This is a genomic window from Nocardia sp. NPDC005978, assembly GCF_040614455.1.
In the GTDB taxonomy this organism is placed as follows: domain Bacteria; phylum Actinomycetota; class Actinomycetes; order Mycobacteriales; family Mycobacteriaceae; genus Nocardia.
In genome coordinates this window covers 24,816-40,480 of the sequence record NZ_JBEXUS010000073.1, presented here as the reverse complement: position 1 = coordinate 40,480, position 15,665 = coordinate 24,816, and the positions used below count along the sequence as shown (strand labels likewise).

The window sequence follows — 15,665 nt, the reverse complement described above, 5'->3', positions numbered from 1 at the left end:
TGAGCTTCATCGGCGCGGCCGCGGCGGTGGCGGCGACGACTGCCGCCGCACCGCGCAGCCACGGGGGACGGGTCGAAGCGGTGCGGGCGGGGGACTCGAATTCGCTTGTGCGCATGAATCAACGGTAGGAATTCGGACCCATGATCGGCGTCGAACCGGGGAGCTGTTTTCGGCTACCACCCTGGTACTAGGGGTTTCTCGGGGTTCGCCCGGGCAGGCTCGCGGTCAGCATGTCGACCGTCGCCTCGAAAGCCTCGTTCACCCGGGCGCTGTCGCCGGTGGTGATGAGATCGAGCTGGAGCCCGCGTACCTGCGCCAGGATGAAAGTGGCCGTGCGCGTGGTGGTCTCGGCGGGCCACTCCAGCCGCGCGAGTTCGCGTTCGATGACGGTGAGCCAGTCGGTCACCAGCCGGGCCGCCGGGCGGCTCGGGGTGCGCGCGGCCGTGGCCACCAGTTCGAACAGCACCAGGAACTGGCGTTGTTCGCGCGGCCGGCACAGATGCCGCCAGGCCGCGCGCAGCCGATCGGCGGGCGAATCGATATCGCGGATCTCCCCGGCCAGCAGGCGCTGTTCGAAGTCGTCCCGAATGTGCTCCAGAACCTCGGCGATCAGGGCATCCTTGGTGGCGAAGTGCCGGATAAGGGTGGCGTGGCTGACACCGAGGGCCTGGGCCGCCGGACGCAGGGACAGATCGCCTATGCCGTGGTCGAGAACATATTCGGTGGCTGCCGCGAGCAGCTCGGGGCGGCGGTGCTGGAAGCGCAGCGCCCGGCCGTCCACCTTCTTGCCGCTCACCGGCGCGTCATCTCGCTCATCACGCGGCAGCCTATCCGCATCGCCCATGGGGAAAGTTTACCGTTCCAACCGGTTACGTAACCGGTCGGTACGGCTATTCTTCTCGGAGCGGTCCGGTCCCAGGGTGTACGAGGAGAAGAAACAATGAGGTTCGACGAATACCGCTCCTACGATGCGGTCGGCCTGGCGGAACTGGTCGCCAAGGGCGAGGTGCAGCCCGCCGAGCTGCTGCGCGTCGCACTCGACCGCTGTGCCGAGGTCGACCCGGAACTCAACGTGATCAGCCTGCTGATGCCGGAGGTCGGCGCCGAACTCGCCGAGCGGCCCGTCGGCACGGGACCACTGGCCGGGGTGCCGTTCCTGCTCAAGGACCTGGTGCAGGACTACGCCGGGTATCCGACCTCCGCGGGCACCGGCCCGCTGCGCAAGGTCCGCGCGGCCCGGCACAGCATCGCCGTGCAGCGCTGGCTGGACGCCGGACTCGTCGTCTTCGGCAAGACGACCACGCCGGAATTCGGCAGCAAGGCCATCACCGAGACGCGGACCTTCGGCGCCACCCGCAATCCCTGGGATCCCCGGCGGACCCCGGGCGGCTCCTCGGGCGGTTCGGCCGCGGCGGTGGCGGCGGGCATCGTGCCCGTGGCCGGTGCCAGCGACGGCGGCGGTTCGATTCGAATCCCGGCCGCCTGCACCGGGTTGTTCGGGCTCAAGCCCGGGCGCGGCCTGGTGTCCAGCGGGCCCAACTACGTCGACCCGCTGTTCGGCGCGGTCTCCGAGGGGGTGCTCTCACGCAGCGTGCGCGACACCGCGGTCATGCTCGACATCCTCGGACCGCCGGACCCGGGCGGGGCCTTCGCCATCTCCCGGCCCGAGAACCCTTTCCGCACCGCGGTTTCCGAGCCGCCGCGACGGCTGCGCATCGGGTTCACCCACGAATCCCCCATGGGCACACCGGTGGACCCCGAGGCGGTGCAAGCGGTGCAGGACGCGGCCCGGCTGCTGGAAGAACTCGGGCACACCGTGGAACCCGCGGCCCCGGCCATCGATGGCAACCAGCTCGCCCTGGATTTCATGAAGGTGTGGACCGCGCTGGCCGCGGCCGAACTACAGAACGCCTGCGCGGTCAGCGGCGCTTCCCCAGCCGATTTCGACATCGACACCCAGGTGCTGGCGGCGGTCGGCCGCGCCATTCCGGCGCACGAACTCATCACCTCGCACGCGCGCTGGAACGACTACACCCGCGCGCTGGGCGATTTCCACAGCACGTACGACCTGCTGCTCACCCCGACGCTGGCCGAGCCGCCGCTGCTCATCGGGCAGAACCGCACGCCCGTCATCGCCGAGACGCTGCTGCCCCCGCTGCTGCGCCTGGGCGCGGGAAAGATCCTGTCCCGCATCGACTTCTACATCGATCTGGTGACCGCCAGTCTGTCCGCGGTGCCGTTCACCCAGCTCGCGAACATCACCGGGCGGCCCGCCATGAGCGTGCCCACGCACTGGACCGAATCGGGTCTGCCGCTGGGCGTGCAGTTCGTCGGCCCGCCGAGCAGTGAATACCTGCTGCTGCAACTGGCCGCCGAAATCGAGAACGCGCGGCCGTGGTTCGGGAAGACCCCGAACGACGTGCCGCGCGTTCGCTGAATCGAGCCTCGGCGCTCAGTCCTTGACGAGCTGCGGGGCGATGGCCGCCTGGGCGGTGATCGCCTCGGCCCCGTCGGCGACCGACTGGGCGTCGACGCCGGACGTGTCAGGCTCGGCATCCGGGCCGTCCGGGCCACCGTGGCCGTGCGGATCGGCCGAGCGATTCGGCAGCAGGACCGCGGCCACGATCACCAGCAGGGACAGCGCGGCCGAGACGCCGAACGCCAGGCGCATGCCATCCAGCTGCGCGGACACCGGATCGGCGCCGTCCTCGATCAATGACGTACTGCGCGCGGACATCACGGTGACCACGAGGGCGGTGCCCAACGCGGCCGCGACCTGCTGCAGCGTGCCCAGCATCGAGCTGCCGTGCGAATACAGCTGCGGCGGCAGCGCGCCCAGGCCCAGGGTGAAGACCGGGGTGAACGACGCGGCCAGCGAGATCATCAACAGCACGTGCAGCGCGAGCAGCTGCCAGTACGGCATGGACGCGGAGATCTGCGTGAATCCGGCCAGCGCGGCGGTGATTCCGATGGCGCCCGGGATCACCAGCAGCCGGCCGCCGAAACGGTCGAAGATCCGGCCGACGGTCGGTCCGAGCAGGCCCATGGCCAGACCGCCGGGCATGATCAGCAGACCGGTCTCCAGCGGGGTGAGCCCGCGCAGGTTCTGCAGGTACAGCGGCAGCAGGATCATCGAACCGAGCATGGCCAGGAACGCGATCGCCATCAGGGTCAGCGCCTTGGCGTAGGTGCCGACCAGCAGGACGCGCAGGTCCAGCAGCGGAGTGCCCTTGCGCTGCAGGCTCACCTGGCGGACGCCGAAGATCACGATGAGCGCCACGCCGGCCAGCACGGTCAGCGCGGGAGCGGTGACGTCGTCGGGGCTGAACTTGCTCAGGCCGTAGACCAGCGAACCGAAGCCCAGCGCCGCGAACGCCACACTCGACACGTCGAGCGCGCCGGTCTGCGGTTCCCCGATGTTCTCCAGCTGCCGCAGGCCGAGCCAGGTCACCAGGCCCGCGATGGGCAGCATGAGCACGAAGAGCCAGCGCCACGAACCGATCTGCAGCACCAGGCCCGAGATGACCGGGCCCATGGCCGGGGCCACCGAGATGGCGAGCGTGACGTTGCCCATGACGCGGCCGCGATCGTGTTCGTGCACGACCGTCATCAGCGTGGTCATCAGCAGCGGCATCATGACCGCGGTGCCGCCCGCCTGGATGACGCGACCGACCAGCAGGATCGCGAAGGTGGGCGCGATCGCGGACAGCGCGGTGCCGAACAGGAACACGCCCATGGCGATCGAGTAGGCGCGGCGGGTGGTGACCCGCTGCAGGAACCAGCCGGTGGCCGGAATGACCGCCGCCATGGTGAGCATGAACGCGGTCGAAACCCATTGCGCCGAGCGCTCGGTGACGTGCAGATCACCCATCAGGCGCGGAATCGCGTTGACCATGATGGTCTCGTTCAGGATGACCACGAAGGTGGCGAGCGAGAGCACCCGGATGACCGTGGGAGTCCGCCCGCTGGTCGCTGGGACGGATGAAGCGGCGGGCATGCGGGTACCTCCGGGTATTCGTGATCAATGGAGCGGCAGGTGGCCCGGGAACGAGGGGGTCTGCCGCTCCGGCGCCACATCAGATGAGACGGGGACTGTTCGCTCAACTGATCGGTTGGGCCCGAGTATTCCGGGTCACACCGACAGAAATCACTCGGTTTTCCGCGTCAGCTGATCTTCAGCACACTCGGAAGTTCATGCTCACCAGCGCTTTCTATCGGCGGTGAGGGGTGAAAGGTGGCCCAGGTCACGATGCCGGGCGGGTGTCCTTATCCGGTGCGCCGGGGTCGATGCGCTCGCGCAGCCAGCCCGGTCCGACGGTCCGCGCGCCGAGTTCGGCTACGCGCTCGCGCAATCCGCGATCGGCGGTCACTACGGTGATGGATCGATGTGCGTCGGCGGCGCGCGCCGCCGCGACCGCGGCGACGATGGCGTCGTCGCCGGAGCCGGAAGCGGTCACGATGTCCATGCCCGGGAACTCTTGACCCGGGAACGCGGAATCCGCGGCCGCCTTGGCCGCGCCCTCGAGGACCACGGTGATCGCGGCGGGCTCGTGCGGCGCGTAGGCGGCGATCCGGGTCAGCAGCCTCCGGGCCGCGCCGGCGCGATCGCGCCACCAGCCGTCGGGCCGGGAGCCGACCACGTTGGCGGCGTCCACCACGATCAGCGCGGGCCCGTTCGTCATCACTCGGACAGTGTGCGCGATCGAGTGAACGACGTTGTCTCCGACGCCGATTTCGATGATGTGTCAAATTCTCGGACCCGCCCAACTTGGGTGGGCTCCCGGGCTGCGGGCCGAGTCCCGGTGCTGCAGAATCGGAACAAATGGCACTACGTCTTAGTGTCCACTTGGCGTGCGCGCATGAACGCGTATCCTCTTCCCCCGTGTTGGGCTTTAGTCGTCGTATATCCGCGCATGGCACGCTGGCGCGCATGATGGCTGGCGCGAGCGGCACGCAGCGGGACTGTGCGGCGCTCTGTGTTGCCATCGAACGCCGGATGGCGATTCGTTTGACCGTGGGACCCGTTGCGGGAGAAGGGCATCGGGTCGTCGACCTACTGGCCTCGCTACTGCGGCACAGTCGCACCGTCGTCGGGGTGTGGGAGCTCGATCCCAGCCTCACCGACGAGCTGCCGGGCACCCTGCGGCTGCGCGAGATCGAAGCCTTCCTCGCGCTGGCGCGCCGGATCGTGCGCGAATCGGATCAGATCAGTCCGCCCGATCCGACCGCCGTCGATCGGCGACGGGTTTGGGACGATCTCGATATCCTGCTGATTCGAGCCGACGCGCTGGCCGAGCAGATTGTGCGGGTCGTACCGCGACAGTACGACACCGTCGAAGGGTCGCAAGAGATTTCGCGCATGCGCTTGGCGACCCATGCCGACACCCTGGTCGAAGCGGCGCTGCTGATTCGATCCGCGGTGCGCGAGGCGCTGCGGGTGGCGAGCCCGGACGCGGACGCGCTGCGGCTGGCCGCCACGGCCGATGCGGTGCTGGAGCTGGCTCACGGGCTGGCCGAGGACTCGTGTTCCATTGCGCGCCAACGTATTCAAAGCTGATACGAGAGAAAGAACAGGGGAACGCGATGCGAGCCGTTCCGGCCGATTCCGGCGGAAGTGAACATAAGATGCTGGGCAGCTACATGCAGCGTCAGCGGCTCGAGCAGGGACTGACGCAGGCGCAGGTGGCCGCCCGATTGTTCATGTCGAGCTCAGGGTTCGAGAAGTACGAGAACGGGCAGCGGGTGCCGACGGTGGCGACCGTACGCTCCTGGTGCACCGCGCTCGGTCTGCCCCGGTACAAGCGCCGCAAGGTGTGGTCGATCGTCATGGGCGAGGACCTCTCGGTCGCGGCCGGCGCCCTGGAACCGGTCACCGCCGCCGAGCTGAACCTCATGAACCGGATGCCCGGTCCGGCGTTCCTGCACCGGGTGCCCGAGTACTACGTGCTGGGCGCCAATGCCATGGCGATCGAGATGTTTCCGTGGCTGGACCCCGCCCTGGGCACACCCGAGCAGCCCGTCAACGTCATCGTGCAGATGATGACCGACCCGCGCGCCCGGGAGATGCTGGTGAACTGGGGCACCATCGTGCACCGGCTCGTCTACATCCTGAAGGAGAATTCGCTCGGCATCGTGCCGGAGGCCCAGATCGCCACGATCCGCGAAGCCTGCCAGTCGAATCCGCTGTTCGATCGGATGTGGGACACGGCCATGCCGCCCGCGACCTACGACGACGACACGGTCATCGTGCGCTCGCCGGACGGGGAGGACATCTACTTCCAGATGGACTCGCTGCGCTGGGCGCACCCGTGGCGCGACATCGAGATGTTCAGTCTGACGATCCGCAACGACGAGGATTTCCCGCATCTGCACGAGACGCTGCCGGGCATCTTCGCCTGGTAGTCCCGGTTCGGTACCGCCGGAACACAGCTTGTACCAGCGGTATCCGCCCGTTGCCGCCCCGATTTTCAGGGGCATGCCCGGCGCTAACGATCCACTTCGGCCCGCTATATAGACAACAGTGTTCGTCGTTGTGGAAACGAATCCGGGAGATGAAGATGCGAGCAGTAGTTATTGCACTGGCGATCGTCGCGGCGGTGGGCGGCATCGCGGGCTGCAACGATGATCAGGTGCCCGCCGGGGCACCGGGCGGTACCGCCCCGACCACCGTGGCGACTGCCCCCGGTGCCCCGGGTACGGCGGCGGCGACCACGCTGCCGACCCGCGACGACGCGAACGTCGACGCCCGCGACTTCGCCGAGGGCGACCAGTTCTACTTCCAGTCGCCCAGCGGAAACATCATGTGCGGCTTCATCAACACCGGCGGGATCGGCGTGGGCTGCCAGCTGGCCCAGGTCACCTCGGTCCCCGCGGACCTCCCCGGCTGCGGCTACGCCGAGAACAAGAAGGTGGCCGCCGAGATCTTCAACGGCGCCCCCCGCTTCCGCTGCCTGAGCCAGGGGATGTTCGTGGGCAGCCCGACCGACGGCTCGAACAAGGGCGGCGGCAAGATCCTGCGCTACGGCGAGACGATCATCGTGCGCGGAACGGCCTGCACCTCCATGGAGTCGGGGGTGCGCTGCGATACGGGCGGCCGCGGTTTCGTGGTCGCTGCCGAGGCTCAGTCCCTGTTCTGACCGGTCCCGGTCCGCAAGTCCGCGCTCCCCGCCTGATCGGCGGGGAGCGCTGTGCTGTGCGGGCTCGGACTCGCCGGGGCCGAGGTGGTTTCGGGTGATCGCGCCCGAACGCGAAATGTCCTCGGCGGACTCACCGTGAACTGCCGATCTGCCGATCACGAGGATGTCATCGGGCCGGAGGTTGTTCCACGTGCGCGAGCAGCGGGCGCACCAGGGCGACCGCCGCGGATCGGGGGGCTTCGGGATCGTCGGCTACATAGCGCAGGAACCCCTGCTGGAAGCAGGCGCTCATCAGGAGCGCGGCGATGGCGTCGGCGTCCGTGTCCGCGCTGACGCGCCCTAGGTCCTGCTCTGCGCGCAGGTAGGCGGCCAAGTTCTCGACCGGTGCGTGCGGTCCGGCGTCGTATGCGCGCATGCCGTCGCGGGTGGATGCCATCGGCGTGGGCTGCGCGGCGATCGAGGCCATCATGGGGAACCCGCGCTGGTAGAACCGCAGACCGCCGTGTGATCCACTTGCAACCGGAGATCGTTGCACTTATAAGTGCAACTCGAGTAGTCTGGGTGTCTACCAGGCATAACTCTGAGCTGTCCGAAAGGAGTGAACCGTGGCAGCGTTACAGCGAGGTGCTCGAGCCACCGTGGCCGTGAGCCCACGTGAGGCAGAACAGGCACGCGCCGTCCGTGACTTCCTGGGCGAACACCAATCGGGGCCGACCGCGATCACCGTCGGGGTCGGCGCACAGGAGACCCTGGCGATGCCGAGGGAGCTGGCCGAGCTGGTCGTCAAGCTGGTGGATCTCGTCGGTCGCGGTTGCACTGTGACGATCGGCAGCATCCCGGCCGAGGTCACGACCACCGTGGCCGCCGGCATGCTGGACATATCGCGGCCATCTTTGATGAAACTTGTTCGCGAGCAGCTCATCCCGTCTCACAAGGTCGGATCGCACACTCGCCTTTACAGCAAGGATGTGCTGGCTTACCGTCGGGCGCAGCTCGAACGGCAACGCAAGGCTTTTCGTGAGCTGCGCGCGCTGGAGGAAGAGTGGGGAGCTCTCGACTGATCCCTCGTTGGTGATCAGCCCGCCCGTTATCATCATCGGATGGCCAGCGGGCGGGTGCAGAGAGTTCTTGCGGACGCAAACATCTTGTACTCGAGGACATTACGAGACTGGGTGTGTCTGCTTCATCAGCACAGCGAGGGCAGTATGTTCACGGTCTGCTGGACCGAGGACATCATGGCGGAAACGGTCTATCACCTTCGCAAGAAGAACCCTCACTACGGGGACCACCAGGTCGGCGGGACGCGCAGAAGAATCGTGGGCGCGCTCGGTGAACACAACGCGATCACCGGGTACAGCATCGACAAGACCTGCTCATACCCCGACCTTTTCGATGCGCATGTGCACTGTGCCGCGATCCACGGACGCGTCGACATCCTGCTGACAGCGGATACCGAAGGGTTCAAATTCGATAACCTCGATGAGCTGCCCTACGAGGTCTACAGCGCGGATGACTACTTCCAGCTCGTTGATGACTCGCAGCCTGAGGTTGTCGCCGCTGTCATGGAGGAGCAGCTGCGGTACTGGGTCCCCAAGAAGGGCAAGTCTCTCCCGGAGGCTCTGCGTGCAGCTCAGGCGCCCGGGTTTGCAGAGCGTATCCGTTTGTATTTGCAGTCTGCCGATATCGAACGGATTCTCAGCGCCGAGGACGATTTCTAGCCCCGGTAGACAGCAAGTGGTGCGTGCACAGTCGGTTCGGGGTCGGAACCACGGTGGGGAGAGGGGGTGATGAGGCGGTAGGGGCGGGGTTGGAGACTGGTGGGGATGAAACTTCCTGAACTTCCTGAACTGCCGGTGCGGGGCGCGCTCGACGAGATCGTCGGGACGCTGGGGGCCGCGGGGGCCGCGGTGTTGGTGGCGCCGCCGGGGACCGGGAAGACGACCTTGGTGCCGCTGGCTTTGGCGGCAGGGAGCAGTGGGCGGGTCGTGGTGGCGGAGCCGCGGCGGCTGGCGGCGCGGGCCGCGGCCGCGCGGATGGCCGCGTTGCTGGGGGAGCCGGTGGGGGAGAGCGTCGGGTATTCCGTGCGGGGGGACCGGCGGGTTTCGGGGCGGACCCGGGTGGAGGTTGTCACCTCCGGGTTGCTGGTGCGGCGATTGCAGGGGGATCCGGAGTTGGCGGGGGTGGGGACCGTCGTGTTGGACGAGTGTCACGAACGGCATTTGGACGCGGATCTGTTGTTGGCGCTGCTGTTGGACGCGCGGGGTGGGTTGCGGCCGGATCTGCGAGTCCTTGCCACCTCGGCGACCGTCGCCGCGGATCGGCTGGCGGCCCTGCTGGGCGGGGACGGCGGGAGCGCGCCGGTCGTGGAGGTGACCGGGCGCGCGTATCCGGTTGGGCTGGAATATGTTCCAGCCCTGCCCGGGGAACGGATCGAGGCGCAGGTGGCCCGGGCCACGCGGGCGGCGCTGGCCGGCGGAGACGGGGACGTGCTGGTGTTCCTGCCCGGGGCGGCGGAGATTCGGCGGACTGCGGGGCTGTTGAGCGGGCTGGGGGACGTGGACGTCGTGCCGTTGCACGGGCGGCTGGCGGCGGGGGCGCAGGACGCGGCGCTGCGGCCGGGGGCGCGACGACGGGTCGTATTGTCCACGGCCGTGGCCGAATCCAGCCTCACCGTGCCGGGGGTGCGAGCGGTCGTGGACTCCGGACTGGCTCGGGTGCCGCGCGTGGATCACCGGCGCGGGCTCTCCGGCCTTGCCACGGTGCGGGTTTCGGCGGCGGTCGCCGAACAGCGCGCCGGCCGTGCCGGTCGCGAGGCTCCGGGGCGCGCGTGGCGCTGCTGGCCCGAATACGAGCACGCCACCCTGCCCGCATACCCCGAACCCGAGATCCGCACCGCCGACCTCACCCGCCTGGCCCTCGAATTGGCCTGCTGGGGAACACCGGACGGCACCGGTTTGCCCTGGTGGGACGCACCGCCCGTCGGGGCGCTGACCGTCGGCCACGAAACCCTCCGCGCGCTCGGGGCGGTCGAGCCGGCGGTGCGATCGGCCGATACCCAACCGAACCTGCCGGCTGCACTGGCGCTCGCGTCGGACGATCTTCCCGCCGTCGATGCCGAGGCAGAATCCGAAAGCGTTATAGAACAACGCGATTCGTCCGACGCAAGCCCGAGTGTCGACACAGTTCGAAACTGGGGCGCGGTCACCCCGCGCGGTCGTGACATGGCCGCCCTGGGCCTGCACCCCCGCCTGGCCCGCGCCCTGCTCGACGGCGCCGCCGAGGTCGGGGCGCGCACGGCCGCCGAAGTCGTAGCACTGCTCGACGACGACACCCTCGCGCCGAAAACCGATCTGGTGGCGGCGATCCGGACGTTGCGCGCCGACCCGCCGCCGCGCTGGAAGCGCGAGGTCGATCGCCTGACCCGTCTCGTCGACGGGGGATCGGTGCGGGGGCGGCGATCGGGGCTCGGAGACGACCCGGCTTTCGTTGTGGCGCTTGCCTATCCGGAGAGGTTGGCGAGGCGGCGGGGAGTCGGATCGGCCAGCTACCTGATGGCGGGCGGGACGGCGGTCGTGTTGCCGGCGGGATCGGGATTGGGGGACTCGGAATGGCTGGCGGTGGCGGGGGCCGCGCGGAATCCGGGGCGGGCCGAGGGTGTGGTCCGGCTGGCCGCGGGGGCCGACGTGGAGCTGGCTCGGCGGGCCGCACCGTCGTTGGTGCGGACCCTGGACGAAGTGGACTGGGTCGACGGAGACGTGGTCGCGCGGACCGTACTGCGGCTCGGGGCGATCGTGTTGTCGGAGAAGGGATTGCGGAATCCGGATCGCGGGCTGGTGACGGCCGCGCTGCGGCGGGGGCTGGCGGCCGGCGGGCTCGGCATGCTGCGGTGGAACGCCGACGCGCTCGGGCTGCGGCAGCGGATGGGATTCCTGCACCGCGAACTGGGTGCACCGTGGCCGGACGTCGAAGACGCCGCGCTGCTCGAGAATTCGGAAGCCTGGCTCGGACCCGAGCTCGCCACCGCCACCCGGCGTGCCGATCTGGAACGGATCGACGCGGGACAGTCGCTGCGGCGGTTGCTGCCGTGGCCGGCGGCGGCGCGGTTCGAGGAGCTCGCGCCCGAGCGGCTGGAAGTGCCCTCCGGCAGCAAGATTCGAGTCGACTACGCCCCCGACGTGCCGGTGCTCGCGGTCAAGGTGCAGGAGATCTTCGGCTGGGCCGAACCGCCGCGGCTCGCCGGTGGCCGGGCGCCGATCCTGTTGCACCTGCTCTCGCCCGCGCAGCGACCCATCGCCGTCACGGCCGACCTGGCCTCGTTCTGGCGCACCGGCTGGCCGCAGGTCCGCGCGGAGTTGCGCGGTCGCTACCCCAAACACGCCTGGCCCGAGGACCCGTCCACGGTGTCCGCCCATCGCGGCACCGCCCGCCGCGCCAATTCCTGAGCCCGACAAAGTTTTTCGAAGCGTTGTGTGCCGATTCCGTACCCGCGCACCGGATCGGCTCGGCGCGGAGTCGAAACACAGTGGCGAACAACGAGCCGAGCCCGCGTCGACGCGCGACGCGGGCCCGGTGAGGTTCTCGCGCCCCGCCGAGGGGTGTACGGGCTCGGCGGGGCGCGGCCCGGGTCATTCGGCCCGGGGGATCAGGGTGTTCTGGCGGGCGACCGTCCACCAGCGGCCGTTCTCCTTGACCAGGACGTACAGGGCGACCATGGCGGGCTCGGGATGGATGAGCTCGCCGGTGGGAGTGGTCTCGTAGGCGAGTTTGTGCGCGAGCGCCAAATCCGGCCGGACGAAGGTGATGTCGGCGACGTCGTAGCGCGCGTACTCGTCCTTCAGGAATCCGGCGAACCCGGCGCGTGATGCCTCGCGCATGGTGTCGATGCCGTGCATGACGCGACCGACCGCGTTGCCCACCGCGGCGTTCGCCGCGAAATCGGCCGCGAGCAGATCGGCGTCATTGCTGTTGAACGCCGTCTGCGCGTTGGCGATGATCTGCTCGATGGCGGCGATATCGGCCGTGTGGTCGGCGCCGATGTCTTCGATGACCGGGGCGGTGGCGGGTGCGGTACTCATGAGAAAGATCTTGGTACCTGAACTTATGTTGAGGTCAAGAGGATTTGATGAGTGAGCCGAGTCACTCTATCGACGGTTGCATATACCCCCAGGGGGTATTAACTTTTTGGGTGTAGGAACACCGAGAACGTTGAGAGAGGCCGAGATCATGACCACCCACGAACACGCCAACCACACTCAGGCCCCCGCTGTTCACAACGCGCATGCCGAGCACGGCGCGCACGCTGCCCACGGCGACAACGCCGCCCACGCGGGCCATGACCACCACGCCGCCCACGTGGGTCACGCCGGCCACCAGGCACCCCCGGCCCACACGGAACACGAGGCCCACGCAGCCCATGCCAACCATGCGGGCGCAGCCGAGCACGGCGCGCACGCCGCCCACGGCGGTGGCCTGCCCGGCGGCCTGCAGATCACCCAGGACGGCTACACCCTGGACCTGGCCGAAACCATCGTCCGCCAGGGCGAATTCGACCTCCGCTTCCGGATTCTCGGCCCCGACGGCCGCCCCGTCACCGACTACACCCCGATCCACGATCGCGAGCTGCACCTCATCGTCGCGCGCCGCGAGCTGACCGGCTTCTGGCACGTGCACCCCACCCTGGACCCCGACGGCACCTGGGCCGTGCGGATCACCCTGCCCGAGGCCGGCGCCTACCGCGCTTTCACCGATGTCGAGCCGCGTGCCCTGGGCCGGACCATCACCCTCGGCGCGGATTTCGCCGTCGCGGGCGCCTACGAACCGCTGCCGGTGCCCGAGCCCGATCGCGTCGCGGTGATCGACGACTACACCGTCACCCTGGACGGCGACCTCGTACCCGAGCAGGGCGGACTGCTCACGCTGACCGTGCGCAAGGGCGGCGAGCCGGTGACCGATCTACAGCCCTACCTGGCCGCCTTCGGGCACCTGGTGATCCTGCGCGCGGGCGATCTGGCCTACATCCACGTCCACCCGAACGGCGCGCCCGGCGACGGCGTGACAGCACCCGGCCCGGACATCACCTTCCACACCGTCGTCCCGGGTCCCGGAACCTACCGGCTCTTCCTGGATTTCAAGCACGGCGACACCGTCCGCACCGCCGCCTTCACCCTCCCTGCCCGCCGGCCCTGACCCCCGTTCTCGTCGCCGTCGCACTCACAGCCAACTCGCAGCCGAGCCGCAGATTCGCCACAACCGGCGGATCTAGGCTCCGCGAGTCGAACTGGGCCGAATGCGAATCCGAGCGATCGGGGAAGGGCTGTGGGCATGACGGAGACCGGCGTGCGGGCGGAGGTGGCCGCGAGGCCCGACAGCGGTGAGTCCCGCTGGGCAGCAATGATTTCCACCCCCGAGGGCAGTCCGCGCTGGGAGCGTCCCGCCCTGGCCGCCTTGCTCGCGGGGACCGCGGTGCTGTACCTGTGGGGCCTGGGCGGCGCGGGCTGGACCAACCAGTACTACGCGGCCGCGGTGCAATCGGGCACCCTGAGCTGGAAGGCGCTGCTGTTCGCCTCGCTCGATCCGCAGAACGCCATCACGGTCGACAAACCGCCCGCCGCACTGTGGGTGATGGGCCTGTCCGGCCGGCTCTTCGGCTTCGGTTCGTGGTCGATGCTCGCGCCGCAGGCCCTCATGGGCGTCGCGGCGGTAGGGCTGCTGGTGGCCGCGGTCCGCCGCTGGTCCGGACCCGCGGCCGGGCTGCTGGCGGGCCTGGCGCTCGCGCTGACCCCGGTGGCGGCCATGATGTTTCGCTACGACAACCCCGACGCGCTGCTCACCCTGCTGCTCGTCGCCGCGGCGTACTGCACGGTGCGCGCGATCGATGCCGAAGGCGTGCAATGGTTCTCGGCGAGCACCGGCTGGCTCACCGCCGCGGGTGTGCTGATGGGCCTGGGCTTCCTGACCAAGATGATGCAGGCTTTCCTCGTGCTGCCCGGGCTCGCGCTGGTGGTGCTGGTCGCCGGGGCGGGCGGGTTCGTCGCGCGGCTGCTGAAACTGCTGACAGCCGCTGCGGCCGTGGTGCTTTCCGCCGGGTGGTACGTGGCGCTCGTGGCGTGGTGGCCCGCGGATTCGCGGCCGTATATCGGCGGTTCCAGCGACAACAGCCTGTGGGAACTCGCCATGGATTACAACGGTCTGGGCCGCGTCTTCGGAAACGGCGGGGCGCGCCCAGCGATGCCGAGTCCGCCCGCCGGCGGTGAATTCGCCGGCGGCTTCCAAGGATTCGGCAGTCAGGCCGGTCTGACACGCCTGTTCACCGGCGAACTCGCCACCGAGTTCTCCTGGCTGCTGCCCGCCGCGCTGCTCGCGCTCGTCGCCGGGGTGTGGTTGACCAGGCGTGCGCCGCGCACCGACCGGCAGCGGGCCGCGCTCGTCCTCTGGGGCGGCTGGCTGCTGATCACGGCGGCGGTGCTCAGCTACATGAGCCGCAGCTTCCACTCGTACTACAGTGTCGAACTCGCACCCGCCATCGGCGCGCTGTGCGGGATCGGCGTCACCCTGTTGTGGTCGCGCCGTGCCGATTTCGCCGCGCGGCTCACCCTGGCCGCGATGGCGCTGGGCACGGGCCTGTGGACTTTCCATCTGCTGGACCGCACCCCCGACTGGCTGCCCTGGCTGCGCTGGAGCCTGCTCGCCCTCGCGGCGCTGACGGCCGCGGCCCTGCTGAGCGCCGCCGGATTCCGCCGCGCGGGCATCGTGATCGGCGCCGCCGCGGTGATCACCGGTCTGCTCGGTCCCACCGCCTACGCGGTCGAGACCGTCGCCCAACCGCATTCGGGCGGCAGCCCGCTGGCCGGCCCGCCGCGCGCGGCCCGCGGCCCGATGCGCGCGGCTCCCGCGACCGATCCGCTCCTGGACGACCTGCTCACCGCGGCCGGAACCCGCTGGGCCGCCGCCGCGGTCGGCGCCTCCGATGTCAGCGCGATCGAATTGCGCACCGGTGCACCGCTACTGGCCGTGGGCGGCTTCAGCGGCCACGACGGCGCACCGACCCTGGCGCAGTTCCAGCGGTACGTCGCCGGCAACGAGATCGGCTACTACCTGGTCCGGCAGCGCGGCGGCGACGAGCGCGGGCGGAACGGCGGTGACGCCGAGGGCTCCGAGGCGGCGAACGCGGCCGGTCCAGCCGGGAACGGTGCGGGCGGGACGCGGATGAACCGTGTCGAGAGGTCCGCGCCGCATGGCCCGGGCGCAGCCGGTGAGAACGCCCCCGGCCCCGAATCCGCCATGGGCGGTTCGCAATCCATGACCCGCGAGCGTCTGGGTCCCGCACGCCCCGCCGCCGAGCAGTCCGACTCCGCGGCGATCACGGCGTGGGTCCGGGCCAATTTCCCGGTCACCGTCCTGGGCGACCTGGAGGTCTTCAAACTCACCGGCTAGTCCGAACGCGCAGAAATCCGATCAGTCGGTACTTATTTGGACAGTATTCGGTAACGGACACCGGCGGTGCGACGAGGAAAAAGTTACAGTGGCGAC

Annotated in this window: 14 protein-coding genes; 9 read left to right on the top strand and 5 right to left on the bottom strand. The window is 69.4% G+C overall.

From position 1 onward, the window contains the following. Nucleotides 1-187: 187 nt before the first annotated feature. Nucleotides 188-844: a TetR/AcrR family transcriptional regulator gene (locus ABZ319_RS27615; protein WP_354989406.1), complete on the bottom strand. Its 657-nt coding sequence runs from the start codon at nt 842-844 to the stop codon at nt 188-190. A 96-nt stretch (nt 845-940) separates the two neighbouring features. On the opposite strand from ABZ319_RS27615, the gene ABZ319_RS27610 reads away from it, so the two are divergent. Then, nucleotides 941-2,437, top strand: a complete 1,497-nt coding sequence (locus tag ABZ319_RS27610) for an amidase (protein ID WP_354989405.1) — start codon at nt 941-943, stop codon at nt 2,435-2,437. Nucleotides 2,438-2,452: 15 nt separating this feature from the next. Here the strand turns inward: ABZ319_RS27610 and ABZ319_RS27605 are convergent, their stop codons facing one another. Together ABZ319_RS27605 and ABZ319_RS27600 are read right to left on the bottom strand one after the other, a co-directional pair. Then, nucleotides 2,453-3,997 (bottom strand): MDR family MFS transporter, encoded by a 1,545-nt coding sequence (locus ABZ319_RS27605; RefSeq protein ID WP_354989404.1) that lies wholly within the window; start codon nt 3,995-3,997, stop codon nt 2,453-2,455. 247 nt (nt 3,998-4,244) lie between these two features. After that, nucleotides 4,245-4,682 carry an NYN domain-containing protein gene (locus ABZ319_RS27600; protein ID WP_354989403.1) on the bottom strand — a complete coding sequence of 146 codons (438 nt, stop codon included), beginning with the start codon at nt 4,680-4,682 and terminating at the stop codon, nt 4,245-4,247. Nucleotides 4,683-4,822: 140 nt separating this feature from the next. On the opposite strand from ABZ319_RS27600, the gene ABZ319_RS27595 reads away from it, so the two are divergent. The 3 genes from ABZ319_RS27595 to ABZ319_RS27585 all read left to right on the top strand — a co-directional run bounded on the left by ABZ319_RS27595 (nt 4,823) and on the right by ABZ319_RS27585 (nt 7,136). Continuing rightward, the gene (locus ABZ319_RS27595) at nt 4,823-5,557 is read left to right on the top strand and encodes a hypothetical protein (RefSeq protein WP_354989402.1); all 735 of its coding nucleotides are present in this window, start codon (nt 4,823-4,825) and stop codon (nt 5,555-5,557) included. 68 nt (nt 5,558-5,625) lie between these two features. Next, on the top strand, nt 5,626-6,402 hold the full coding sequence (locus ABZ319_RS27590; protein WP_354989401.1) for a helix-turn-helix domain-containing protein: 777 nt from the start codon (nt 5,626-5,628) through the stop codon (nt 6,400-6,402). A gap of 149 nt (nt 6,403-6,551) precedes the next feature. Next, entirely contained in the window at nt 6,552-7,136 is a 585-nt protein-coding gene (locus ABZ319_RS27585) for a hypothetical protein (protein ID WP_354989400.1), read from the top strand. A 166-nt stretch (nt 7,137-7,302) separates the two neighbouring features. Here the strand turns inward: ABZ319_RS27585 and ABZ319_RS27580 are convergent, their stop codons facing one another. Further along, on the bottom strand, nt 7,303-7,605 hold the full coding sequence (locus ABZ319_RS27580) for a TetR/AcrR family transcriptional regulator C-terminal domain-containing protein (protein WP_354989399.1): 303 nt from the start codon (nt 7,603-7,605) through the stop codon (nt 7,303-7,305). A 136-nt stretch (nt 7,606-7,741) separates the two neighbouring features. Here ABZ319_RS27580 and ABZ319_RS27575 point away from each other — a divergent pair, with 136 nt between their 5' ends. The 3 genes from ABZ319_RS27575 to ABZ319_RS27565 all read left to right on the top strand — a co-directional run bounded on the left by ABZ319_RS27575 (nt 7,742) and on the right by ABZ319_RS27565 (nt 11,578). Then, entirely contained in the window at nt 7,742-8,197 is a 456-nt protein-coding gene (locus tag ABZ319_RS27575) for a helix-turn-helix domain-containing protein (RefSeq protein WP_354989398.1), read from the top strand. A gap of 39 nt (nt 8,198-8,236) precedes the next feature. Then, a complete protein-coding gene (locus ABZ319_RS27570; RefSeq protein WP_354989397.1) occupies nt 8,237-8,854 on the top strand; it encodes a PIN domain-containing protein in 618 nt (205 codons plus the stop codon). A 105-nt stretch (nt 8,855-8,959) separates the two neighbouring features. Continuing rightward, nucleotides 8,960-11,578, top strand: a complete 2,619-nt coding sequence (locus ABZ319_RS27565) for an ATP-dependent helicase C-terminal domain-containing protein (protein WP_354989396.1) — start codon at nt 8,960-8,962, stop codon at nt 11,576-11,578. A gap of 183 nt (nt 11,579-11,761) precedes the next feature. Here ABZ319_RS27565 and ABZ319_RS27560 read toward each other — a convergent pair whose 3' ends face one another. Continuing rightward, entirely contained in the window at nt 11,762-12,211 is a 450-nt protein-coding gene (locus ABZ319_RS27560; protein ID WP_354989395.1) for an SgcJ/EcaC family oxidoreductase, read from the bottom strand. A 148-nt stretch (nt 12,212-12,359) separates the two neighbouring features. Between ABZ319_RS27560 and ABZ319_RS27555 the strand changes: the two genes are divergently transcribed. Both ABZ319_RS27555 and ABZ319_RS27550 read left to right on the top strand, forming a co-directional pair. Then, nucleotides 12,360-13,322 (top strand): hypothetical protein, encoded by a 963-nt coding sequence (locus ABZ319_RS27555; protein ID WP_354989394.1) that lies wholly within the window; start codon nt 12,360-12,362, stop codon nt 13,320-13,322. Nucleotides 13,323-13,457: 135 nt separating this feature from the next. After that, the gene (locus ABZ319_RS27550; protein WP_354989393.1) at nt 13,458-15,569 is read left to right on the top strand and encodes a glycosyltransferase family 39 protein; all 2,112 of its coding nucleotides are present in this window, start codon (nt 13,458-13,460) and stop codon (nt 15,567-15,569) included. Nucleotides 15,570-15,665 lie beyond the last annotated feature (96 nt).